The 21,703-nt window shown below is 67.5% G+C and carries 23 protein-coding genes and 1 tRNA gene; 10 read left to right on the top strand and 14 right to left on the bottom strand.

What is annotated here, in order from left to right; translation table 11 throughout:
* Window positions 1–36 precede the first annotated feature (36 nt).
* The gene (locus E0504_RS11645; RefSeq protein ID WP_131624207.1) at window positions 37–1,929 is read left to right on the top strand and encodes an acetyl/propionyl/methylcrotonyl-CoA carboxylase subunit alpha; all 1,893 of its coding nucleotides are present in this window, start codon (window positions 37–39) and stop codon (window positions 1,927–1,929) included.
* A complete protein-coding gene (locus tag E0504_RS11640) occupies window positions 1,926–3,473 on the top strand; it encodes an acyl-CoA carboxylase subunit beta (protein ID WP_131624205.1) in 1,548 nt (515 codons plus the stop codon). Before E0504_RS11645 ends, E0504_RS11640 begins: the two co-directional genes overlap by 4 nt.
* Here E0504_RS11640 and E0504_RS11635 read toward each other — a convergent pair.
* A complete protein-coding gene (locus E0504_RS11635) occupies window positions 3,470–4,720 on the bottom strand; it encodes a multidrug effflux MFS transporter (RefSeq protein WP_131624203.1) in 1,251 nt (416 codons plus the stop codon). The genes E0504_RS11640 and E0504_RS11635 overlap by 4 nt on opposite strands.
* A 74-nt stretch (window positions 4,721–4,794) precedes the next feature.
* On the opposite strand from E0504_RS11635, the gene dinB reads away from it, so the two are divergent.
* Complete coding sequence (gene dinB, locus E0504_RS11630) at window positions 4,795–5,910, top strand: DNA polymerase IV (protein ID WP_207912488.1); 1,116 nt, start codon at window positions 4,795–4,797, stop codon at window positions 5,908–5,910.
* Here dinB and E0504_RS11625 read toward each other — a convergent pair.
* From E0504_RS11625 to E0504_RS11610, 4 genes are read right to left on the bottom strand one after another with little or no spacing between them, the layout of a single operon-like run.
* Complete coding sequence (locus E0504_RS11625; RefSeq protein ID WP_131624201.1) at window positions 5,907–6,377, bottom strand: NUDIX domain-containing protein; 471 nt, start codon at window positions 6,375–6,377, stop codon at window positions 5,907–5,909. The genes dinB and E0504_RS11625 overlap by 4 nt on opposite strands.
* Complete coding sequence (locus E0504_RS11620) at window positions 6,365–6,985, bottom strand: 6-phosphogluconolactonase (protein ID WP_131624199.1); 621 nt, start codon at window positions 6,983–6,985, stop codon at window positions 6,365–6,367. The genes E0504_RS11625 and E0504_RS11620 overlap by 13 nt, the downstream gene beginning before the upstream one ends.
* A 10-nt stretch (window positions 6,986–6,995) precedes the next feature.
* Window positions 6,996–7,553 carry a hypothetical protein gene (locus E0504_RS11615; RefSeq protein ID WP_131624197.1) on the bottom strand — a complete coding sequence of 186 codons (558 nt, stop codon included), beginning with the start codon at window positions 7,551–7,553 and terminating at the stop codon, window positions 6,996–6,998.
* Window positions 7,554–7,593: 40 nt separating this feature from the next.
* Window positions 7,594–8,907 (bottom strand): alkaline phosphatase PhoX, encoded by a 1,314-nt coding sequence (locus tag E0504_RS11610; RefSeq protein ID WP_207912487.1) that lies wholly within the window; start codon window positions 8,905–8,907, stop codon window positions 7,594–7,596.
* 93 nt (window positions 8,908–9,000) lie between these two features.
* Here E0504_RS11610 and E0504_RS11605 point away from each other — a divergent pair, with 93 nt between their 5' ends.
* The gene (locus E0504_RS11605; protein ID WP_131624195.1) at window positions 9,001–9,795 is read left to right on the top strand and encodes an SDR family oxidoreductase; all 795 of its coding nucleotides are present in this window, start codon (window positions 9,001–9,003) and stop codon (window positions 9,793–9,795) included.
* A gap of 3 nt (window positions 9,796–9,798) precedes the next feature.
* On the opposite strand, the gene E0504_RS11600 is transcribed toward E0504_RS11605, so the two are convergent.
* Complete coding sequence (locus E0504_RS11600) at window positions 9,799–10,713, bottom strand: alpha/beta fold hydrolase (protein WP_207912485.1); 915 nt, start codon at window positions 10,711–10,713, stop codon at window positions 9,799–9,801.
* A 138-nt stretch (window positions 10,714–10,851) separates the two neighbouring features.
* Window positions 10,852–10,925: transfer RNA gene (locus E0504_RS11595), tRNA-Gly, on the bottom strand.
* A 150-nt stretch (window positions 10,926–11,075) separates the two neighbouring features.
* Here E0504_RS11595 and E0504_RS11590 point away from each other — a divergent pair.
* The 6 genes from E0504_RS11590 (at window position 11,076) to mmsB (ending at window position 17,066) form a co-directional block, all read left to right on the top strand.
* Window positions 11,076–12,572 carry a CoA-acylating methylmalonate-semialdehyde dehydrogenase gene (locus tag E0504_RS11590; protein ID WP_131624193.1) on the top strand — a complete coding sequence of 499 codons (1,497 nt, stop codon included), beginning with the start codon at window positions 11,076–11,078 and terminating at the stop codon, window positions 12,570–12,572.
* 8 nt (window positions 12,573–12,580) lie between these two features.
* The gene (locus E0504_RS51275; RefSeq protein ID WP_207912484.1) at window positions 12,581–13,072 is read left to right on the top strand and encodes a hypothetical protein; all 492 of its coding nucleotides are present in this window, start codon (window positions 12,581–12,583) and stop codon (window positions 13,070–13,072) included.
* A gap of 31 nt (window positions 13,073–13,103) precedes the next feature.
* Window positions 13,104–14,249: an acyl-CoA dehydrogenase family protein gene (locus E0504_RS11580; RefSeq protein ID WP_131624191.1), complete on the top strand. Its 1,146-nt coding sequence runs from the start codon at window positions 13,104–13,106 to the stop codon at window positions 14,247–14,249.
* An 8-nt stretch (window positions 14,250–14,257) separates the two neighbouring features.
* Window positions 14,258–15,316 (top strand): enoyl-CoA hydratase/isomerase family protein, encoded by a 1,059-nt coding sequence (locus tag E0504_RS11575; protein ID WP_131624189.1) that lies wholly within the window; start codon window positions 14,258–14,260, stop codon window positions 15,314–15,316.
* Between the two features lie 11 nt (window positions 15,317–15,327).
* Entirely contained in the window at window positions 15,328–16,110 is a 783-nt protein-coding gene (locus E0504_RS11570; protein ID WP_131624544.1) for an enoyl-CoA hydratase-related protein, read from the top strand.
* 83 nt (window positions 16,111–16,193) lie between these two features.
* Window positions 16,194–17,066, top strand: a complete 873-nt coding sequence (mmsB, locus tag E0504_RS11565) for a 3-hydroxyisobutyrate dehydrogenase (RefSeq protein ID WP_131624187.1) — start codon at window positions 16,194–16,196, stop codon at window positions 17,064–17,066.
* Here the strand turns inward: mmsB and tatC are convergent.
* From tatC to E0504_RS11530, 7 genes are all read right to left on the bottom strand, one after another.
* The gene (tatC, locus tag E0504_RS11560) at window positions 17,047–17,838 is read right to left on the bottom strand and encodes a twin-arginine translocase subunit TatC (RefSeq protein WP_131624185.1); all 792 of its coding nucleotides are present in this window, start codon (window positions 17,836–17,838) and stop codon (window positions 17,047–17,049) included. The two genes, mmsB and tatC, sit on opposite strands and share 20 nt — an antisense overlap.
* Window positions 17,838–18,191 (bottom strand): Sec-independent protein translocase protein TatB, encoded by a 354-nt coding sequence (tatB, locus tag E0504_RS11555; RefSeq protein WP_131624183.1) that lies wholly within the window; start codon window positions 18,189–18,191, stop codon window positions 17,838–17,840. The genes tatC and tatB overlap by 1 nt, the downstream gene beginning before the upstream one ends.
* Before the next feature lie 31 nt (window positions 18,192–18,222).
* Window positions 18,223–18,492, bottom strand: coding sequence for a twin-arginine translocase TatA/TatE family subunit (locus tag E0504_RS11550; RefSeq protein ID WP_131624181.1), 270 nt, complete (start codon window positions 18,490–18,492; stop codon window positions 18,223–18,225).
* 50 nt (window positions 18,493–18,542) lie between these two features.
* Window positions 18,543–19,130 (bottom strand): SMC-Scp complex subunit ScpB, encoded by a 588-nt coding sequence (gene scpB / locus E0504_RS11545; protein WP_207912483.1) that lies wholly within the window; start codon window positions 19,128–19,130, stop codon window positions 18,543–18,545.
* The gene (locus E0504_RS11540; RefSeq protein ID WP_131624542.1) at window positions 19,127–19,912 is read right to left on the bottom strand and encodes a ScpA family protein; all 786 of its coding nucleotides are present in this window, start codon (window positions 19,910–19,912) and stop codon (window positions 19,127–19,129) included. The genes scpB and E0504_RS11540 overlap by 4 nt, the downstream gene beginning before the upstream one ends.
* An 11-nt stretch (window positions 19,913–19,923) precedes the next feature.
* The gene (gene nagZ, locus E0504_RS11535) at window positions 19,924–20,940 is read right to left on the bottom strand and encodes a beta-N-acetylhexosaminidase (RefSeq protein WP_131624179.1); all 1,017 of its coding nucleotides are present in this window, start codon (window positions 20,938–20,940) and stop codon (window positions 19,924–19,926) included.
* Window positions 20,941–21,021: 81 nt separating this feature from the next.
* Complete coding sequence (locus E0504_RS11530) at window positions 21,022–21,702, bottom strand: SPOR domain-containing protein (protein ID WP_131624177.1); 681 nt, start codon at window positions 21,700–21,702, stop codon at window positions 21,022–21,024.
* Window position 21,703: the final 1 nt, after the last annotated feature.

Raw genomic sequence — 21,703 nt, 5'->3', positions numbered from 1 at the left:
TTGCGGGGTCCGCCGGCGCACACTAACCCCGCCGCCATGATCACCAAGCTTTTGATTGCCAATCGCGGCGAGATCGCCTGCCGCGTCATCCGCACCGCGCGCGCCATGGGGATCGCCACCGTGGCGGTCTATTCCGATGCCGATGCCAAGGCCCTGCACGTGCGGCAAGCGGACGAGGCGGTGCATATCGGCCCCTCCCCCGCGGCCGAAAGTTACCTGGTGGGCGAGCGTATCATCGCCGCCGCGCACGCCACCGGCGCCGATGCCATCCACCCGGGCTACGGCTTCCTGTCGGAGAACGCCGACTTCGCCCGCGCGGTCATCGCGGCCGGACTGATCTGGGTCGGGCCCAAGCCCGACAGCATCGAGGCGATGGGCCTGAAGGACGCGGCAAAGGAGCGGATGATCGCCGCCGGCGTGCCGGTCACGCCCGGCTACCTGGGCGACGACCAGTCCATCGAGCGCCTCAAGGGCGAGGCTGACGCGATCGGTTATCCGGTGCTGATCAAGGCCGTCGCCGGCGGCGGTGGCAAGGGCATGCGCAAGGTCGATGACGCGGCGCAGTTCGAGGAAATGCTGCAATCGTGCCGGCGCGAGGCGTCAGCGAGCTTCGGCAACGATCAGGTCCTGCTCGAAAAATGGATCACCTCGCCGCGCCACATCGAGGTGCAGGTGTTCGGCGACAGCCACGGCAACGTGGTCCACCTGTTCGAACGCGACTGTTCCTTGCAGCGCCGCCACCAGAAGGTGATCGAGGAAGCCCCCGCCCCCGGAATGGACGAGGCGACCCGCGAAGGAATCTGCGCCGCCGCCGTCCGCGCCGCCAAGGCGGTCGACTACGAGGGGGCGGGCACCATCGAATTCATCGCCGACGCCAGCGAGGGCCTGCGTGCCGACCGCATCTTCTTCATGGAGATGAATACCCGCCTACAAGTCGAACACCCCGTGACCGAGGAGATTACCGGGGTCGACTTGGTGGAGTGGCAGCTGCGCGTCGCCAGCGGGGAGCCCCTGCCGCTGGCGCAGAGCGAACTGTCGATCAACGGCTGGGCCATGGAAGCGCGGCTCTATGCCGAGGACCCCGCGAAGGGGTTCCTGCCGAGCATTGGTCCGCTCGATCATTTTCACCTCTCTGGCGACCGGATCGACACCGGGGTTGAAGAGCGCGACCACATCTCACCGTTTTACGATCCGATGATCGCCAAGCTGATCGCCTGGGGGGAGGACCGGGACGAGGCGATCGATACCCTCACGGACGCTTGCCGGTCGGTGGAGATCGAACCTGTCAGGACCAACGCCTGGTTCCTTGCGTGTTTGTTGGCAGAGCCGGCCTTTCGCCGGGGCGATTTGAGCACGGGCTTTATAGGCGACAATCAGGATCGGCTGATCGATCCGCCGCAGCCTACGGGTAATCTGTTGCAAGCCGCGGCAGATGACCTAGTGATAGGATCGCAAGCCGCCACCGACCAGTTCATGCTCCAGACCCTTCGCGGATTTCGCCTCAACCGCGACGCCGAGCACAGCGTCCGGCTCCGGGTGGACGGTGCAGTCCGGACGGTCGAGCTGGACGATGCCGAAGTTTGGCAGGGATACGCTCGCACCATCGTCGGTGACGGTGATCTGCGGACCTTCTTCGAAGATGGAGCGGCGTTCCAGTTCTCACCCGACCGCGCCAACCCCTCCGGCTCCCACTCCGCTCACGACGGTGACATCGTCGCGCCGATGCCGGGCAAGGTCATCGCGGTGGATGTGACGGAAGGCCAGGCGGTCACCGCCGGCCAGCGGCTGATGGTGCTCGAAGCGATGAAGATGGAGCATGCGCTCACCGCTCCATTCGCCGGCACGGTAAGCGATTTGTCGGTCAGCCAGGGCAGCCAGGTGCAGGTCGAAATGCTGCTGGCTCGCGTGGAGGCTGTCGCTACGGAATGACCTGGGCCAAGGAACTCGAAGAGCTGCGCCGGCGCGAGGCGCTCGCCGAACAGATGGGCGGCGCGGACAAGGTCGCGCGCCAGCACGGCCGCGGCAAGATGGACGCCCGCGCGCGGCTTGCGGCGCTGGTCGATCCGGGCAGTTTCCGCGAGATCGGCAAGATCGCCGGTAAGGGCAGCTACGACGAAAACGGCGAACTGACCGGCGTCCTCCCCGCCCCGTTTCTGTTCGGTAAGGCGGAGATCAACGGTCGCCCTGTAGTTGCCACGGCGGACGACTTCACCATTCGCGGCGGCGCGGCGGATGCCGGGATCGGGCGCAAGATGGTCCAGGCCGAGAAGATGGCGCACGAACTCAAGCTGCCGATCATCCGCATGATCGACGGCACCGGCGGCGGCGGCTCGGTCAAGACGCTGGAGCAGATCGGCGCGACCTATATCCCCGCCGTGACCCCCTGGGGCGAAGTGGTGCAGAACCTTGACACCGTGCCGGTGGTGGCGCTGGCGCTCGGCCCCACGGCGGGGCTCGGCGCGGCGCGGATCGTCGCCAGCCACTATTCGATCATGGTCAAGGGCCTGTCCCAGATCTTCGCCGCCGGACCCGCGGTGGTCGATGCGCTGGGGGACAACTGGAAAGGCGGCGCGGCCAATCACGAAGAAGCCAAGGAAGCGCTCGGCGGCAGCGGCATCCACGCGCGCAACGGAGTGGTCGATGACGAAGTGGCGTCGGAGGAAGAGGCCTTTGCCCGCGCGCGGCACTTCCTGTCGTTCATGCCCGAATACGCCGGCCAGCTCGCCCGCCGGATCGATACCGGCGATCCCGCCGACCGGCGCGAGGAGGCGCTGCTCGACATCGTCCCGCGCGGCGACAAGCAGGTCTATTCGATGCGCCGCGCGCTCGACCTCGTTTTCGACCGGGGCACGGTGTTCGAGATCGGCCGGCTGTGGGGACGCGCCGCGATCACCGCACTCGCCCGGCTCGACGGTTGGCCGGTGGCGGTCCTGGCGAGCGACCCCAGCTATCTCGGCGGATCGTGGGACGCCAAGACGTCAGAGAAGGTCGAACGCTGGGTGAAGCTCGCCGACCAGTTCCGCCTGCCGATCGTCCACCTGGTCGACAACCCCGGCTTCATGATCGGGCGCGAGGCGGAGATGGCCGGCACTATCCGCTACGGCGTGCAGGCGATGAACGCGGTCTACCGGGCGACCGTCCCGCTGGCGAGCGTGGTGCTGCGCCGCGCATACGGCATCGCGGGCAGCGCTATGTCCAACGCGGACCGGTACCAATACCGCTATTGCTGGCCGTCAGGGGATTGGGGCAGCCTGCCAATCGCGGGCGGGCTGGAGGTCGCCTACAAATCGGAGATCGAGGCGGCGGACGATCCGGCGGCGGAACTCGAAGGCATCCGCGAGCGGCTGGGCAAGGTGACCTCCCCGTTCAGAAGCGCCGAACGCTTCAACGTGGAAGACATCATCGACCCGCGCGATACCCGGCCGCTGTTGTGCGAATTTGCCGGGCTCGCGTGGCGGACGCTGGGGGCCTAGCGCGCCCCTTCCGGCGGGTGAAGCCGGCGGAACAGCTTGCCCTTCTCGCTGAACAGCACACAGGCGAGGCTGACGACGCCCGCGATCAGCAGCGCCCACGCCAGCGGCCGGGCGGTGCCGTCGAACGCCTGGCCGATGACCGCGCCCAGCACGGCCGAGGTGACCATCCGCAGGAACGACTGCGCCGACGATGCCGACCCGGCGATATGCTGGAACGGCTGCATCGCGATCGAGCCGAAGTTCGCGCCGACGAAGCCCAGCAGCGCCATGTTGGCCGCCATCAGGGGCAGGAACTGCCACAGCTTCTCGTCCTGCTGGCTGGCGGCGAGCACCTGCAGCACCGAGGTGGCGATGAAGGCGATCAGCGCGGTGTGCGAGACCCGCCGCGCGCCGAACCGCTCCACGATGCGCGAATTGAAGAAGTTCGCCAGCGCCATCCCCGCCGCCGCGCCGCCGAAGATGAACGGGAAGTACGGACCCATCTGGAAGGTTTCGCTGACCAGCTGCTGGGCCGAATTGAGAAACCCGAACAGCGCGCCGAACACCAGGCTGGAACCGATGACATAGCCGATCGCGTCGCGCCGCAGGAACGCCTCGCGCATGTTGCGGAACACCGGCTTCAGCGCGATCGGCTGGCGATCTTCGGCGTGCAGGCTTTCGGGCAGACCATACCACGTCCACACGCCGATCACCGTCGCCAGCGCCGCCATCAACACGAAGATATAGCGCCAGCCGGCGAACAGCAGCACCGTCTGGCCGAGGAACGGCGCGAGCACCGGGACGACCATGAACACGACCATGATGGTCGACATCATCCGCGCCATCCGGTCGCCGCCCACCCGGTCGCGGATGATCGCCGCGGGCAGCACCGAAAGGCCGGCGGTCAGGAACGCCTGGCCCATCCGCAGGGCGACCATCACTTCGAACTGGGTGACCAGCGCGCAGACCAGCGACAGCGCGGCGTAGATGACGATCGAGCCGAGCAGGATCGGCCGCCGGCCGAACCGGTCCGCCAGCACGCCCGGGGCAAGCGCCCCCAGGCCCGATCCCAGCAGGTAGGCGCCGATCACCAGCTGGCGCTCGTTGCCCACCGCTCCCAGTTCGTCGCCGATCATGCCGAGCGCGGGCAGCATCGAATCGATCCCCAGCGCCTGCAGGCTCATCAGCGCAGCCATCATGAACACCAGCCGCCGCTCGCTCATCGCGGCGAAGGTGCGTTCTTCGGCGGGGGTGGCAGGTCCGTGCATGGCGGGGCGGCGGTGCACCTCTTGCGAGGCCGTGGCCAGTTCCGATTTTCCGAGTGAAGGTCTAGCTGTACGCCGTGAGCCAGGAAGATGATGACGATGGGGAGACCGCGCAAGGGCTGCGCAAGATCATCCATGTCGACATGGACGCCTTCTTCGCCAGCGTGGAGCAGCGCGACGACCCCTCGCTGCGCGGGTTGCCGGTGGCGGTGGGCGGGTCGGGCACGCGCGGCGTGGTCGCCGCCGCCAGCTATGAGGCAAGGAGGTTCGGCGTGCGGAGCGCCATGCCCGGCGCCACCGCGCGGCGATTGTGTCCGGACCTGGTGTTCGTGCGTCACCGCTTCGACGTCTACAAGGAAGTCAGCCAGCAGATCCGCGCGATCTTCCGCGACTATACCCCCCATGTCGAGCCGCTGAGCCTCGACGAGGCATACCTCGACGTGACGGATGATCTGAAGGGCATCGGCAGCGCGACGAAGATCGCGCAGGACATCCGCCGCCGCATCCGCGAGGATACCCGGCTCACTGCCAGCGCGGGGGTCAGCTACAACAAGTTCCTCGCCAAGCTCGCCAGCGACCAGAACAAGCCCGACGGGCTGTGCGTGATCCTTCCGGGCCAGGGGGCGGCGTTCGTCCAGTCGCTGCCGATCCGCCGCTTTCACGGGGTCGGGCCCAAGGGGGCGGAAAAGATGGCGCGGCTGGGCATCACGACCGGCGCCGATCTCGCCGCCAAGGACCTGCCGTGGATGCGCGCGCATTTTGGCAGCTTTGCCGATTACCTCTATCGCGCGGCGCGCGGCATCGACCTGCGCCCCGTACGCGCCAACCGGATCCGCAAGTCGGTGGGCGGAGAGCGCACTTTCAGCGAGGATATCTCCACCGGCCCCGCCCTGCGCGAAACGCTGGAGGGCATCATCGACATCGTGTGGACCTCGATCGAGCGCAACGAGGCCAAGGGGCGCACGGTCACGCTCAAGATGAAGTACACCGATTTCCAGATCATGACCCGCGCCCGATCGCTGCCTCACGCGGTGGCGGACAAGACCGAATTCGCCCGCGTAGCGCGCGAGCTACTCGACGAAGCGCTGCCCCTGCCGCTGCCGATCCGGCTGATGGGCCTGACGCTGTCGAACCTCGACCGGGGCGGCGCGGCCGAGCCGGCTCGGGACGACGCGCAGCTGTCGTTGCTTTAGCGCAGTTGCCCCCGCCACGCCTCGATCCGTCTGCGCGACAACCGCGTCAGTGGCTCGGGCAGCGAATGGGTGGGGAAGAACCGCGCCTCCAGGATTTCGCGGCGATCCGGGCGTGGCCAGTCGGGCGTGCGCCCGGCGACCAGCCAGGCGGTGTGCGGCGCGCCGGACAGGGTTTCCTCCAGCGCCTCGAGCACGCGCGCGCCTTCCAGCCGGCAACCGACTTCCTCGGCGATCTCGCGCGTTGCCGCATCCTCGGCCTTCTCGTCCCGCCGCATCCCGCCGCCGGGCAGCGCCCAGCTGCCGGACCCATAGCTGTGCCGCACCAGCAGCAACCGGCCCTCAAGATCGGTGACGAACACCGTCACCCCCTGGATCGGCAGCCGCAGGTGCCTGCGCCAGCGCTGCCGCAGCGCATGTGCGGCGCGCAGGACGAGCCGGTGCAGCGGGCGCGGGATCAGGTGAAGCATGTGACCGGCTGGCTGGCGGCGGCGAGCAGGCGCGCGACCGGCGTATCGCTGCGGCCGGCGATAGCGTCAGCCAGCACCCGCCGCTTGGCCGCGCCACGGATCACCAGCAACAAGGCGTCGCTGGCCAGCAGCGCCGGCAGGGTCAGCGTGATCCGGTCGAACGGCGCTTCGGGCGGCAGCGGATCGGGGGTCAGGCGGCGGATCGATTCCGGATCATCGACGCGCGGCTCGCTGCCCGGAAACAGCGAGGCGACGTGCCCGTCCTCACCCATGCCCAGCCATGCAAGCGTGAAGCGCGGGACCTGTTCCATCACCGTCAGCGTCACCACTTCGGCGCCCGCCGGTGCCAGCAGCGCGCGGATGCGGCCGGTATTCGAAGCGGGGTGATCCTCCGGCACGACCCGGTCGTCGCCCGGCCACACCGTCACCCGCCGCCAGTCGAGCGGAGCCGCGGCCAGCCGCTCGATGATGGGAAACGGGGTCGAGCCACCCGGCACCGTCACCGCGATCGGGCCGGCGGTCGACGCCAGCGCGTTGGCGAGCGTCCGGTCGATCCACCGGGCGACCTCGGCGTCGTTGGCGCCTTCGATGATGTGGGGCGATGACACCTGCACCCGCCTAGCCGATGATCCCGCGAGCGGCGAGCCCGGCGTACACCCCGACGATCGCGACCACCGCTGCCAGCGTCAGGCGAATGGCGCGCACCGGCCACCGTTCCAGCTCCGCCGCCAGCGTCACCCCCAGCGCGATGGCGGCGGTGCCGCCCAGCGCTCCGCCTGCCCCCGCCAGCCAGGCGGAGCCGCCCGCCGCGAAGGCGAACACCAGGAACCGCGCCGCATCGCCGACCTGCCGCGCCAGCAGCACGATCAGGGTCGCGAACAGCGAATGGGTCGGCTCCTCGGGCAGCTTGCGCCGCCACGGCCAGGCAAGCTCCACCGCCGCGACCAGCAAGGCGATCGCCACCAGCATGTCGGCGGCGGGTTCCGGCAGGATCAGGGCAAACGCAAGGCCGGCGACCGCCATGGCCAGCGCCGACAGCGCGGAGGCGATGGCCCCAACCACCAGCAACCCAGCGCTTCGGCGCGTTCGATCGGCCAGCCGCGCCGCCAGCAGCTGATCGCCACCGCCCAGCGACACGGCGAACACCGCCGCCAGGGAAAACAGGAACGCGCTCAAGCGGTCAGCTCGTCACACCCCCGGCCGGTCACTCGCCTCATCAGATCCAGGGCCCGGTGATCGCCAGCGTCTTGGCCGGGCTGTAGGCGTTGACGAACAGCGTCCGCCCATCGGGCGAGAAGCAGGCGCCCGCAAGCTCGGTCTGCTGGCGCAGCAACGCCAGCGGATAGGCGATGCCTTCGGGCGTGATGCCGCGCAGATGATTGGTGACGTCGTCGGTGTACTGATCCTCGCACACGATCAGGTCGCCCCAGTTCGCGACCGTCAGGTTGTCGCCGTAATTGAACTGGTCCGCGCTGGTCGATTCGAAGAACAGCTGCAGCTTGCCGCCGGACCCGCGTTCGCCGCGCATGTCGAGGCGATAGATCTGCCCCAGCTTCGCGTTACCCCCGTTGGTGCAGGTGAAATACGCCTCGCCGTCACCCATCCAGATGCCTTCCCCGCGCGCGAACAGCGCGGCGCCAGCGGCCGCGCCGCGGTTGCGCAGATCGTCGGCGGGCGCTTCCACGTCGGCGAGATCGATCCACTTCACCCCGCGCCAGCTCTGCGGCGCAACCGTGATCCCGTCCCAGTTGCGGGTGTCGCGCACGCCATCGGTCAACGCCAGCGCCTGCAGCTTGCCGCCTTTGGCCAGCTGTCCGGGCACGTCGGGAATGAACCGATAGAGCAGCCCATCCGCGCGGTCCTCGGTCTGATAGATATAACCGGTCGCCCGATCGACGCAGGCGGCTTCGTGATTGAACCGCCCCATCGCCTTCAACGGCACCGGATCGACCAGGCCCGGCGTGCGCGCGGGCACTTCGAAAGTCCAGCCATGATCCTGGTTGGCCACGCGGCCATCGGCCTTGAACGGCGCTTCCTCGCAGGTCAGCCAGCTGCCCCACGGGGTCGTGCCGCCCGCGCAGTTGCGGATGGTGCCGGCAAGGCTGCGATACTGTTTCTCCACCTGCAGCGTCCGCGCGTCGAGCACGATCGTGGTGGTGCCGCCCGGCAACGGGATCAGGCTGCGCCCCGTGGTGTCGAACGCGGGCCCCATGACGCCGCCGCCGTCCTTGCCCGGCATCAGTTCGTGATTGCGCACCAGCGCGATCTTGCCGCCGCCCAGGTCGAAGCAGCCCATCCCGTCGGCGGCGTCGGGCACGGTGAAGCCGTCGCTCATCGTGTCGCCCAGTTGCGAGATGACCCGGTAGGTGAAGCCCGCCGGCAGGTCCATCAACCCGGCCGGGTCGGCCACCAGCGGACCGTAACCGACCGTGGAGCGGCGCTGGACGGTCGAGCAACCGCTTGCGGCGAGCGCGGCGAACGCGCTGGCGGTAGCGGACAGGAACGTGCGGCGGTGCATTTCAAACGTCATGCGGCGAACCCTCTTGGCGACCATGCCTGTGCCCTGCGATAGCGTGGAGACACGGTGATGACAGCCGATTCTTGAGGCGAGAGGACAGCGACCATGAAATTAGAACCAGGCCTGGCAGCGGTGGTCACCGGCGGCGCCTCCGGTCTTGGCAAGGCCAGCGCGCAGGCCCTGTCCGAAGCCGGTTTCAAGGTCACCATCTTCGACGTGAACGAAGAAGCGGGCGAGGCGCACGCGGCGGCGATCGGCGGGCTGTTCGCAAGGGTCGACATCACCGACGAACAATCGGTGCTCGATGGCTTTGAGCGTGCCCGCTCCGCGCACGGACAGGAACGTCTGACGGTGCATTGCGCAATGACCAGCCGGCGCGGCAAGACGGTCGGGTGGGACAAGGCAAGCGGCGGATACAAGCGGGTCTCGACCGAAGATTACGCGTTCGGCGCCGAAGGCATCCTGGTGTCGAGCTACCGCGTCGCCTCGATTTCGGCGCTCGGCATGGCCAATGCCGAACCGCTCAATGACGACGGGGAGCGCGGGGCGATCATCCTCACCGCCTCGGTCGCCGCGCAGGACGGGCAGATCGGTCAGGTGATCTATGGCAGCTGCAAGGCTGGCGTGAACGGCCTGGTCCTGCCGATGGCGCGCGATCTGATGGACCTCGGTATTCGGGTCAATTCGATCATGCCGGGCATCTTCGCCACCCCGCTGATGCTGGGGATGAAGGACCGCAATCCGCAGATGTGGGACCAGCTGAACGCGAGCGTCCCGTTCCCCAAGCGGCTGGGCGAGCCGGAGGAGTTCGCCTCGCTGGTGTTGGAAATCGCGCGCAACGGATACCTCAACGCGCACCAGTTCCGGCTCGACGGCGGCATCCGGATGCCGCCTCGCTAGGGGTTAGCCCAGCTTCGGCAGCCCGTCGCGGATCGCGTCGATCAACCCCAGCGGATCGTCGACCATCACGTGGTGCGCCGCGTGCGGCAGGCCGGTGACAAAGCGCAGGTCCGGGATGGCGGCCGTCATCTCCGCGACCCGTTCCGGCGTCAGCAGCGCGGAATGGACTCCATGGATGATGCCGATCGGGGCGCGGGCGCGGGCGATCAGCCCTTCCGCCAGGTCGCCGCGGTCGAAATGCGCCCAGAACTGCGGATCGAACCGCCAGGTCCAGCCGGCCGGGGAATCGCCCTCGGCCGGCACCTCGTGCAGCGCGCCGCGCGCGATGTGGTCGATCAGCTCGGGACGGCCGGTTTCCTGCTCAGGCAGGAAGCGGAACCGGCGCAGGGCGTGCGCCAGCGTGGGATAGCGGTTGTGCTGCGATCGCCCCTCCGCCAGCCGGGGCGGCGGCCCGCCACCGGGCTTCGGCGGGGCGGAATCGACCAGCATCGCGCCGCCGATCGCCTCGGGGTGCTCGGCACAGACATACAGCGTGGGAAAACCGCCGAACGAGTGAGCGACGATCACCGGCGGCGCGCCTGACGCGGCGAGGCCCGCCACCTCGATCGCCGTCAAAGCTTCTTTCGCAAAGGTCGCGATCGCATACCGCTCGCGCCATTCGGAGCGGCCCATGCCGGACCACGAGATCGCCGCGCAGCGATAGTCGGCGGCAAAGAACGGCGCGATGAAGCTCCACCAGTCGGCATGCGCGGCATTGCCGTGGAGGAACAGCAGACCCGGCCGGCCCACCTCGCCCCAGGTCAGCAGCTCGATCGCGGCGCCATCGACGTCGAAGGTCGACCGTTCAGGCTCGATGGCCAGCACCTGTTCGAACCACGGCGGCGCGGGCGGCCGTTCACCGTCGAAGCGCCCCAGCAAGGTGCCGTCCGTAACTACTTCCGTATTCGCCAAGCGCGTGCCTCCCCTGCCAAAGCGCATTGCCGCCTTCGCCGCGCATGGCAAGCCGCCGGAGCACGAGAGAATCTTGCCGCGCAAGTGACCGAAGTTTGAAGGAGGTGGAGCGGGCAGCGGGAATCGAACCCGCACGTCCAGCATGGGAAGCTGGCAGGCTACCACTACATCATGCCCGCGCCTGTGAGGGACCCCGCGAAGTACGACTTCGCGGGAAGCCCTGTGTGCCGGCCATTAGCTTGGCCCCGCCGCGCCGGTCAATCGTTTCAGCGGCAACCGGTTGATTTCCGTCACCTGCGCTCGCAAGGCAGCGGCAAAGGAGATTTCCCATGCGCGACATCGATCACTTCATGGTCGGCGGCCCGGGCGCGGCCGCGACCCGCTTCAAGGATGTGATGAACCCTTCCACCGGCGAAGTGCAGGCGCGCGTGCCGCTGGGCGACGCGGCGCTGCTCGACCGCGCGGTGCAATCGGCGCTGGCGGTGCAGCCGGGCTGGGCGGCGACCAACCCGCAGAAGCGCGCGCGCGTGATGTTCGCCTACAAGCAGCTGATCGAGGCCAACCGCGAGGAACTGGCGCACCTGCTCAGCTCCGAACACGGCAAGGTGATCGACGACGCGCTGGGCGACGTGCAGCGCGGGCTGGAGGTGATCGAATACGCCTGCGGCATCCCGCAGGTGCAGAAGGGCGAATACACCATCGGCGCGGGGCCGGGCATCGACGTCTATTCGATGCGCCAGCCGCTCGGCATCGGGGCGGGCATCACCCCGTTCAACTTCCCGGCGATGATCCCGATGTGGATGTTCGGCATGGCGATCGCCACCGGCAACGCCTTCATCCTCAAGCCTTCGGAGCGCGATCCATCCGTGCCGGTGCGGCTGGCCGAGCTGTTCCTCGAGGCCGGCGCGCCCGAGGGGCTGCTGCAAGTGGTCCACGGCGACAAGGAGATGGTCGACGCTATCCTCGACCACCCCGACATCGCCGCGGTCAGCTTCGTCGGCTCGTCCGACATCGCGCACTACGTCTACAACCGCGGCGTCGCCGCCGGTAAGCGCGTGCAGGCGATGGGCGGGGCCAAGAACCACGGCATCGTGATGCCCGATGCCGATCTCGACATGGTGGTCAACGACCTCGCGGGCGCGGCTTTCGGTTCGGCCGGCGAGCGCTGCATGGCGCTGCCCGTGGTGGTGCCGGTGGGTGAGGATACGGCCAATCGCCTGCGTGAAAAGCTGATCCCCGCGATCGAGGCGCTGCGCATCGGGGTCTCGACCGACAAGGACGCGCATTACGGTCCTGTCGTCACCGCCGAGCACAAGGCGCGGGTCGAACAGTGGATCGACACCGCCGAGGCCGAAGGCGGCGAGATCGTCGTCGATGGGCGCGGCTTTACCCTCCAGGGGCACGAGAACGGCTACTTCGTCGGGCCGACGCTGATCGACCACGTCACCCCCGACATGGAAAGCTACAAGGAAGAGATCTTCGGCCCCGTGCTCCAGATCGTCCGTGCCAAGGACTTCGAGGAAGCGGTCGCGCTGCCATCGAAGCACCAGTACGGCAACGGGGTCGCGATCTTCACCCGCAACGGCCACGCTGCGCGCGAGTTCGCCAGCCGGGTTAACGTCGGCATGGTCGGGATCAACGTGCCGATCCCGGTGCCGGTCGCCTATCACAGCTTCGGCGGGTGGAAGCGCAGCGCGTTCGGCGACACCAACCAGTACGGCACCGAGGGCATGAAGTTCTGGACCAAGGTCAAGACCGTGACTCAGCGCTGGCCCGACGGGGGCGGCGACGGCTCCAACGCCTTCAACATCCCGACATTCGCGTGAGCCCGGCAATGCGCTTCGTCGCCCTCGCCGCACTGCCCCTGGCGCTTGCCGCCTGCCAGCAGGACACGGATTCCACGACGGAAACGAGCGCAAGCGCGAACGCAGCCGGCACGCCGACTCCACTCGCGTCAGCGACCCCGGCGCCAGCAGCGACTGCGACCGCCACCGATGGCACCGGCGTTCCCGAATTCGGCATCCCGGTGGCGCTGCAGGGCAACTGGGGCATGGTCCCCGCCGATTGCACCAGCACGCGCGGCGACGCGAAGGGACTGCTGCGGATTTCGCCGACCACGCTGACGTTCTACGAATCGATCGGCAAGCTCGGCACGATCAAGAGCAGCAGCGACACGGCGATTCGCGCGAACTTCGCCTTCAGCGGCGAAGGCATGAGCTGGACCCGCGATGTCGAATTGTCGGCCAGCGGCGATACGCTCACCCGCACGGAGCGCGGCGGCGAGGAACCGGGCGGGCCGTTCACCTACACCAAGTGTGCCGCTTGAACCTTGAACCCGATGGGCTAACGCAACCAGCATGACCGGACAGTTCCAGCTTACCGACGACCAACTCGCCATCCAGGATATGGCGCGCAAGTTCACCGCCGACCGCATCACGCCGTTCGCCTCCCAATGGGACGAGGATCACCACTTCCCGCGCGACGTGGTCCAGGCGGCGGGCGAGCTCGGCTTCGGGTCGATCTACGTCTCGGAAGAAAGCGGCGGCATCGCCCTCGGCCGGCTGGAGGCGGCGCTGATCATGGAGGCGATGGCCTATGGCTGCCCCGCGACATCGGCGTTCATCTCGATCCACAACATGTCGAGTTGGATGATCGACCGGTTCGCCAGCGGGGAAGTGAAGGCGCGTTTCCTGCCCAAGCTGGTCAGCATGGAGCATATCGCCAGCTACGCCCTGACGGAGCCGGGTTCAGGTTCCGACGCCGCGGCGCTCAAGACGACCGCGGTGCTCGATGGCGATCACTACGTGATCAACGGCACCAAGCAGTTCATCTCCGGCAGCGGGTTCAACGACATCTACGTCGTGATGGTCCGCACCAGCGAGGATCGCAGCAAGGGCATCACCTGCCTGGTGGTCGAAAAGGGCACCCCTGGCCTCAGCCACGGCGCGCCGGAGCGGAAGCTCGGCTGGAACGCGTCGCCCACCGCGCAGCTGATCTTCGAGGATTGCCGGGTGCCCGTCGCCAACCGCGTCGGTGCAGAGGGCGAAGGCTTCCGCTTCGCCATGGCCGGGCTCGACGGTGGCCGGCTCAATATCGGCGCCTGCTCATTGGGGGGTGCGCAGCGGTGCCTCGACGAGGCGGTCCGGTACACCAAGGAGCGCCAGCAGTTCGGCCAGCCGATCGCCGATTTCCAGAACACCCAGTTCATGCTCGCCGACATGGCGACCGACCTCGAAGCCGCGCGTGCCCTGCTCTACCTCGCCGCCGCCAAGGTCAGCGACAACGCGCCCGACAAGACGCGCTTTTCCGCGATGGCCAAGCGGCTGGCGACCGATAGCGGGAGCAAGATCGTGAACGACGCGCTGCAGCTGTTCGGTGGCTACGGCTACCTGAAGGACTATCCGATCGAGCGGTTCTGGCGCGATCTGCGGGTCCACTCGATCCTTGAAGGGACCAACCAGGTGATGCGGATGATCGTCGGCCGGGATATGCTGCGCCAATGACGGATCCCATGACGAACGACATCCTGATCGAGACCACCGGACGCGCCGGGCGCATTTCGCTCAACCGGCCCCGGGCGCTGCACGCGCTGACGCTCGACATGTGCCACGCGATGAGCGCCGCACTGACGAAGTGGGCGTCGGACGACGCGGTGGAGGCGGTGATCGTCGATCACGCCGAAGGCCGCGGGTTCTGCGCCGGGGGCGACATCGCGTTCCTTCGCAACTCGGCGCTGAACGACGGCGGCGTTTCGGGCCGCGGGTTCTTCCACGACGAATACCAGCTCAACCACCAGATGTTCGAATACGCCAAGCCGATCGTCGCCTTCATGGACGGGGTGACGATGGGCGGCGGGGTCGGCATCTCGCAACCCGCGAAATTCCGGGTGGCGACCGAGAACACCCGGTTCGCCATGCCTGAGACCGGCATCGGCCTGTTCCCCGATGTGGGCGGCGGGTGGTACCTGTCGCGCCTGCCGGGCCGACTGGGCCAGTTCCTCGCGCTGACCGGCGCCCGGCTCGATGGCGCCGAGTGCCTCTGGGCGGGGCTCGCGACTCACTATTTGCCGACCGACAAGCTGGAGGAGGCAAAGGCCCGCATCGCCGAGCACCCTGACCGGATCGCCGGCATCCTGTCGGAGCTGTCGGTCACCCCGCCCCCGGCCCGGATCGAGGCCAACGCCGACAAGATCGCGCACCACTTCAAATCCGACCGGCTGGAAGAGGTGATCGCCAGCCTGGAAGCCGATGCCGATGACCAGGGCAGTGACTGGGCGATCAAGGAACTCGCCACGTTGCGCACCAAGAGTCCGCAGACCTGCAAGGTCGCGCTGCGCGAGCTCGCGGAATCGGCGAGGTTGCATCACTTGTGCGACGAGATGGTGATGGAATACCGCATCGCCAGCCGCGTCCTGACCCGTCCCGACTTCGCCGAAGGCGTGCGCGCGGTGATCGTCGACAAGACCGGCGATCCCCAGTGGAACCCGCCCACTCCGGAACAGGTGAGCGACGAACTGATCGACAGCATCTTCGCGCCGTTGCCGGACAACGAAGAATGGAAGCCCCTTTGACTGACCGCAACGTGACTTTCGAGACCGTCACTGTCGAACACCGCGACGCGGTGACGTTGATCACGCTGAACCGTCCGCAGGCGCTCAACGCCCTGAATTCACAGGTTCTAGAAGACCTTATCAGTGCTTTTTCAGCGTTCGAGGCAGACCGGGGCCAACGCTGCGCGGTGCTCACCGGCGCTGGCGACAAGGCGTTCGCTGCCGGGGCCGATATCAAGGAAATGGCCGACAAGGCGGCGGCCGATTTTTACCTCGAGGATTTCTTCGCCCGCTGGACCAGCGACCTGGTCAAGGCGGTCCGCAAGCCATGGATCGCGGCGGTCAACGGTTTCGCGCTCGGTGGCGGGTGCGAACTGGCGATGATGGCGGACTTCATCATCGCGTCCGACAAGGCGAAGTTCGGCCAGCCCGAGATCAAGCTCGGCGTCGCGCCGGGCATGGGCGGCAGCCAGCGGCTGACCCGCGCGGTCGGCAAGGCCAAGGCCATGGAGATGTGCCTTACCGGCCGGATGATGGACGGAGCCGAAGCCGAGCGTAGCGGCCTGGTGGCGCGGGTAGTGCCCCATGAAACGCTGCTGGATGAGGCACTTAAGACCGCTGCCGCCATCGCCGCGATGCCCCCGATGGCCGCGATCGCGAACAAGGAAATGGTCAACGCCGCGTTCGAGACGACGCTCGACCAGGGCCTGATCGTCGAACGCCGCATCTTCCAGATTCTCGCCGGATCCGAGGACAAGGCGGAAGGCATGGCCGCCTTTATCGAAAAGCGTGAGGGGCAGTGGAAGGGGCGCTGACCGTCATCGCCGCCTCAGCAAATGATCGGGGCGATCCGGTTCGCCGTCACCCCTGTTGGCCATCTCACTAGCTGGAGTTCTACATGAGAATCGCCTTCATCGGCCTCGGCAACATGGGCGGCGGGATGGCCGCGAACCTGGTCAAGGCCGGGCACCAGGTGCGTGCATTTGACCTCAACGAGGAAGCGCTTGCCCGGGCGCGTGAGAATGGCTGCGATACCGCCGGCTCGATCGCCGAAGCGGTCACGGATGCGGAGGCGGTGGTGTCGATGCTGCCCAACGGCCAGATCGTGCTGAGCGCCTATACCGGCGAGGTGTTCGGTGCGGCGCCGCAGGGGGCAATCCTGCTCGATTGCTCGACCATCGATGTCGCGACGGCGCGCGAGGTTGCCGAGCAGGCGCAGCACCATGGCTACGAAATGGTCGATGCGCCCGTTTCCGGCGGGATCGCGGCGGCGAACGGCGGCACGCTCACTTTCATGGTCGGCGGCAGCGACAGCGCGTTCACGCGCGCTGAACCGATCCTGCAAGCGATGGGCAAGGCGGTGATCCATGCAGGCGCGGCCGGCAATGGGCAGGCGGCGAAGATCTGCAACAATATGCTGCTGGGCATCAGCATGCTCGGCACCTGCGAAGCGTTCGCCATGGCGCAGAAGCTGGGCCTCGATCCGCAGACCTTCTACGATATCTCCAGTGTCAGCAGCGGCCAGTGCTGGTCGATGACCAGCTATTGCCCCATCCCGGGCGTCGGCCCGTTGTCGCCCGCCGACAACGATTATCAGGGCGGGTTCGCGGCGGGCCTGATGCTGAAGGACCTGCGGCTGGCGATGGAGGCCGCCGAAACCGCGGACGCCCCTGTGCCGATGGGTATGCGGGCGCGCGCGCTGTACGAAGATTTTGTCGGTGCCGGCAACGGCAACACCGATTTCAGCGGGATCATTCGGACGCTGAAGTAGGTGTCTCGTCTGCGGCCTTCTCGCGGGCAGCCTTAGCTTCGGTAAACCACATCACCGCCAGCGCGCCTTCGAACAGCAGCAACAACGGGATCGCGAGCATCAATTGACTGATGACGTCTGGCGGCGTGGCAACGGCTGCGACCACGAATGCGGCGACGATCATGTACCGGCGCGCGCTGACCAACTGTGCGCGGCTGACGATGCCTGCAGTGTTGAGCAATAGCAGCAAGACCGGCAGGAGAAAGCTCAGCCCGAAGGCCATGATGAACTGCATCACGAGACTGAGATAGTCTTCGGAATTGGGCAGCGCATCGATCTGGACGCCGCCTTGGGTGCCTTCGAATCCCAGGAAAAACACGAAGGCCGTGGGCATAACCACGTAATACGCCAGCGCCCCGCCAGCGACGAACAGCACCGGCGTTGCCAGCAAAAACGGCAGGAAGGCCTTCTTTTCCTTTGCATACAGTCCCGGGGCGACGAACGCCCACAACTGGTTGGCGATGATCGGGAAAGCCAGGAAGAACGCCGCGAACAGCGCGACCTTGAGCTCGACGAAAAACTGCCCGTAAAGCTTGGTATAGATCAGCCGGTTCTGCCCGGCATCGAGCAGGGGCTGCACCAGGAAGCCCAGAATTTCCTGCGCGAAATAGAAGCACACCCCGAACGCGACGGCGAGGGCGAGAAACGCGCGCAGCAGCCGCGCGCGGAGCTCGATTAAGTGGTCCAGCAGCGGCGCCTGAGACTGGTCGATGTCGCGGATCGAAAACACCATCAGCGTAGCGGGAGCTGGGGTTCATCGGGCGGCGGAGGGTCGACCGGAGGATCACCGGCGCGCCCCTCGGCCGTCTGCGACGGCAGCGGACGCATTTCGTGATCCGACAGGTCAACCGGCGGATGTTCGGCCAGGATGCGGGCGTTCTGCTCGGCCCACTTCTTTTCCATTTCCTCCATCTCGGCTTCGCGGATCATCGACTCGATACCCGATCGAAAATGGTTGGAGGTGCGGCGGACCTTGCCGATCCACTTGCCCGCGGTGCGCAGCGCACGCGGCAAGTCCTTGGGACCGATCACGACAACCGCGACGATCACGATCATCAACAACTCGGATGCGCCAATATCGAACATGGGTATCCGCCGTCAGGCGCCGATCAGCCGCTTATGGGCGGTGCTCGGCTCCCGGGTGGGGGTCCTTGGCGGCTTCCTGAGCTGGCTTGGCATCGTGGTGTGGCCCTTCCAGGCTGTGAACCGTGGGGGCGGCGCCCTGCCCCTTGCTCCCGGGGGCCGCTTCATCTTCGTTCATGCCCTGCTTGAAGCTTTTGATGCCCTTGCCGAAGTCGCCCATGATTTCCGCCACGCGCCCGCGTCCGAACAGGACGAGCACGATCAGCAAGACGATCAGCCAATGCCAGATGGAAAACGAACCCATGGGTAATCTCCTTGCCGCCCATCTAGGGGATACGGGCCGCGAGCGCCAGTCTAGCCGTCGGATTCCGCGGCGGCTGCATCCTCATTAGCAAGCGCATCGAACGCCTCGTCCACCGGATCGAGCAGGCCAGCCGCCTTGAGTTCGTCGATCCCGGGCAGGTCCTTGCGGGACGACAGGCCGAAGTGATCCAGGAACGCAGACGTGGTCCCGTAGATGACTGGCCGCCCGGGTACCTCGCGCCGGCCCGCGGCCCGCACCCAGCCCGCCTCCATCAGCACGTCGAGTGTGCCGGACGAGGTCTGCACCCCGCGGATCGATTCGATCTCTGCGCGGCTGACGGGTTCGTGATAGGCCACGATGGCAAGCACCTCGGTCGCTGCCCGGCTGAGGCGGCGAACCTGCTCTCGTTCGCGCCGCAGGATGTGCGCCAGATCCGGCGCGGTTTCGAAGTGCCAGCGCCCCCCGCGCTCGACCAGCCGGACGCCCCGCTCGCGGTAGTGGACCTGGAGGCGCGCTAGGGCTTGCCGCACGTCTGCCGCAGCGGCCGCTCCCAGATGGTTCACGAGCGCGTCGACCGTCATCGCTTCTTCCGCTGCGAACAGCGTCGCTTCCAGCGCGCGGTCGAAGCCGTCGCTCACCCGGCGATCCGCCGCAGCCGAAGGGGTCCGAACGTCTCCTCCTGAGCCAACTCCGCCCGCCCGCGCCGCGCGAGTTCCAGCGCCGCGACGAAGCTGGAGGCAAGCGCCGACTTGCGTAGCCGCGGCTCCGCATGCGGTGGCAGGAACTGCCTGAGCTCGATCCAGTCGAGCGTCACGCCCAGCATCGCGGAGACGCGGTCGATCGCGGAATCGAGCGTCATCACCGGCCGTTCGCGTACCATGTGCACAACCGGTGCGGTGCGCGCGTTGATCTGGCCGTACGCCTGGACCAGCGCGAACCAGTCGCACTGCCACAAGGTCTTGCGGTCGGTGCGCAAGCCTTCCGGAGCGCCGCGGGGAAACACGTCGCGGCCAAGCCGGTCGCGGGCCATCAGCCGGGCGGCCGCCTCGCGCATCGCGCCCAGCCGGGCGAGGCGCCACTGCAGTCTCAGGGCCAGGTCTTCGGGACTGGGGTCTTCCCGCTCATCGCGCGGAAGAAGCAGCGCGGATTTCAGATACGCGAGCCACGCCGCCATCACCAAGTAGTCGGCCGCCAGCTCCAGCCGCAGCGCCTCCGCCTGCTCGATGTACGCGATATACTGATCCACCAGAGAGAGGATCGAGATCGCCTTCAAATCCACCTTCTGCCGCCGCGCCAGGTCCAGCAGCAGGTCGAGCGGTCCCTCCCAACCGTCCAGCTCGAGGTAAAGCGCCGCATCTTCGGTAGGTGCCGCGCCCGGGCCGGACCAATCCTCCCCGGCCGGATGGAGGGGCAGCAGCATGGCGCCGTCGGTCACGCGGCAGTTTCCGCGAGGGCCAGCAGTTCGTCGCGCTGGGCCAGCAGCTGCGCCTTGTCGCCCTCAGGTACAACGCCGGTGTTCTCCAACGCGCGATCGAGCCGGGCGGCGGTCTGCGCTGACATGGCGGGGAGGCGCTCGACGATGCCTACCATGTCGTTCATTTTCGCCCAGCAGTTGAGCGCCAGGTCGCAACCCGCCGCAATGGCACGCTCGGCCCGCTCGGGAACGGAGCCCGACAGCGCCTCCATATCCAGGTCATCGGTCAGTAGCAGACCATCGAACCCGATCTGGCCGCGAATGACCTCGTGGATGATCGTCGGCGATTGGGTTGCCGGCCACTCCGGGTCCCACTCCGGAAACACCAGGTGACCGGTCATCCCGACGGGTGCGTGGCTTAGTGCCTTGAACGGCGCGAGATCGATCTCGAGCTCTTCCGCGGTCGCGGTGACGGTCGGCAGCGTCTTGTGCGTGTCGACCGAGGTACGCCCGTGCCCCGGCATGTGCTTGATGCACCCCGCCACGCCCGCGGCGGCGAGACCGTCCAGGACAGCGCGGCCGATCGCCGCCACGCGCAGCGGTTCGAACCCGAATGAACGGTCTCCGATCACGTCGTGCGCGCCATGCTGGCGGACATCGAGCGAGGGATAGTAATCGACTGTGATCCCGGCCTCCGCCAGCTCGATCCCCATGGCGTGAGCGTTCATCTGCGCCGCGGCGATCGCGGAGGACGGCGCGAGCTCGTACAATGCGTCGAATGCCGCGCCTGCAGGAAAGGCGCTGAACTGCGGTGGGCGCATCCGGGCGACCCGGCCGCCTTCCTGGTCGATGGAAACCAGCAACTTGTCGCGGCCATGGATCGACCGCAGTTCATCGGTGAGTGCCCGCACCTGCGCCGGCGTGTCGATGTTGCGGCCGAACAGGATGTAGCCCGCCGGGTCGCACTCGCGAAAGAAAGCCCGTTCGTCGGGGTTCAGCGTAAGACCGGAAAGGCCGAAGATCGCAGGCGTCATGGACCGCAGATTCGCAGCAAGCCGCGACTACTGCAAGTCAGGTGGCGGGACCAATCCCCTGCCACCTGGCGTGTGAACTGTTCAGCGCTTGACCTGGCAGTCCACTCCGTCGCTCTTCAACGCCGCGCACAGGGCGTTGGCACCGGCCAGATCGCCCGCCACGGCCTGGAGCCGGTAGACCGTGCCCATGTCGGCGCGTCCCTCGACCACCCGGTGGCTGACTCCTGACAGCTTGTCGGTTCGCGACTGCAGCTTTTGCCAACCCGCTTCGGCGGTTGCCTTGTCGGTATAGGCACCGACCTGAACCCCGATGCCGCTTGCGACTGGCGCTGCGGGTGTTGCCCCCGCCTTGGGTGTGTCGATGCTGGGAGCGGGCACATCTGCTTCCGCGATGCGGCCTTCCCGCTTTTCGCCTTCGCCCACGGCCGGGGCGAGATTGCCGGTGCCTTCGAAGGTCTTGCCGCCCGGGTCGGTCGGCCGGGTCTTGTAAGGGCCGTCGGGCGCCTGGATCGTGCTGCCGTCGGCGACCAGTTCAGGGTCGGGGCCGCGCTGGCCGAACCACCAGATGCCCCCGACCAGCGCCGCCAGCGCGAGTGCGGCGAACATCGCGAACCCCACGATCCGTCCGGTGTCGACCCCGCCTTCATCCTCGTCCTCATCGCCGGCCTCGAGCCACGGGAGGCGCTCATCTTCCTCGGCCCCCAGCGTCAGCTGCTCGTCCGCGATGAAGTCGTCGTCGATCGTCCCGCCCTGCCCCGCCATG

Source organism: Parafrankia sp. BMG5.11, assembly GCF_004337455.1.
The sequence above is the reverse complement of the archived record's forward strand: the minus strand, read 5'-3'. Positions and strand labels throughout refer to the sequence as shown.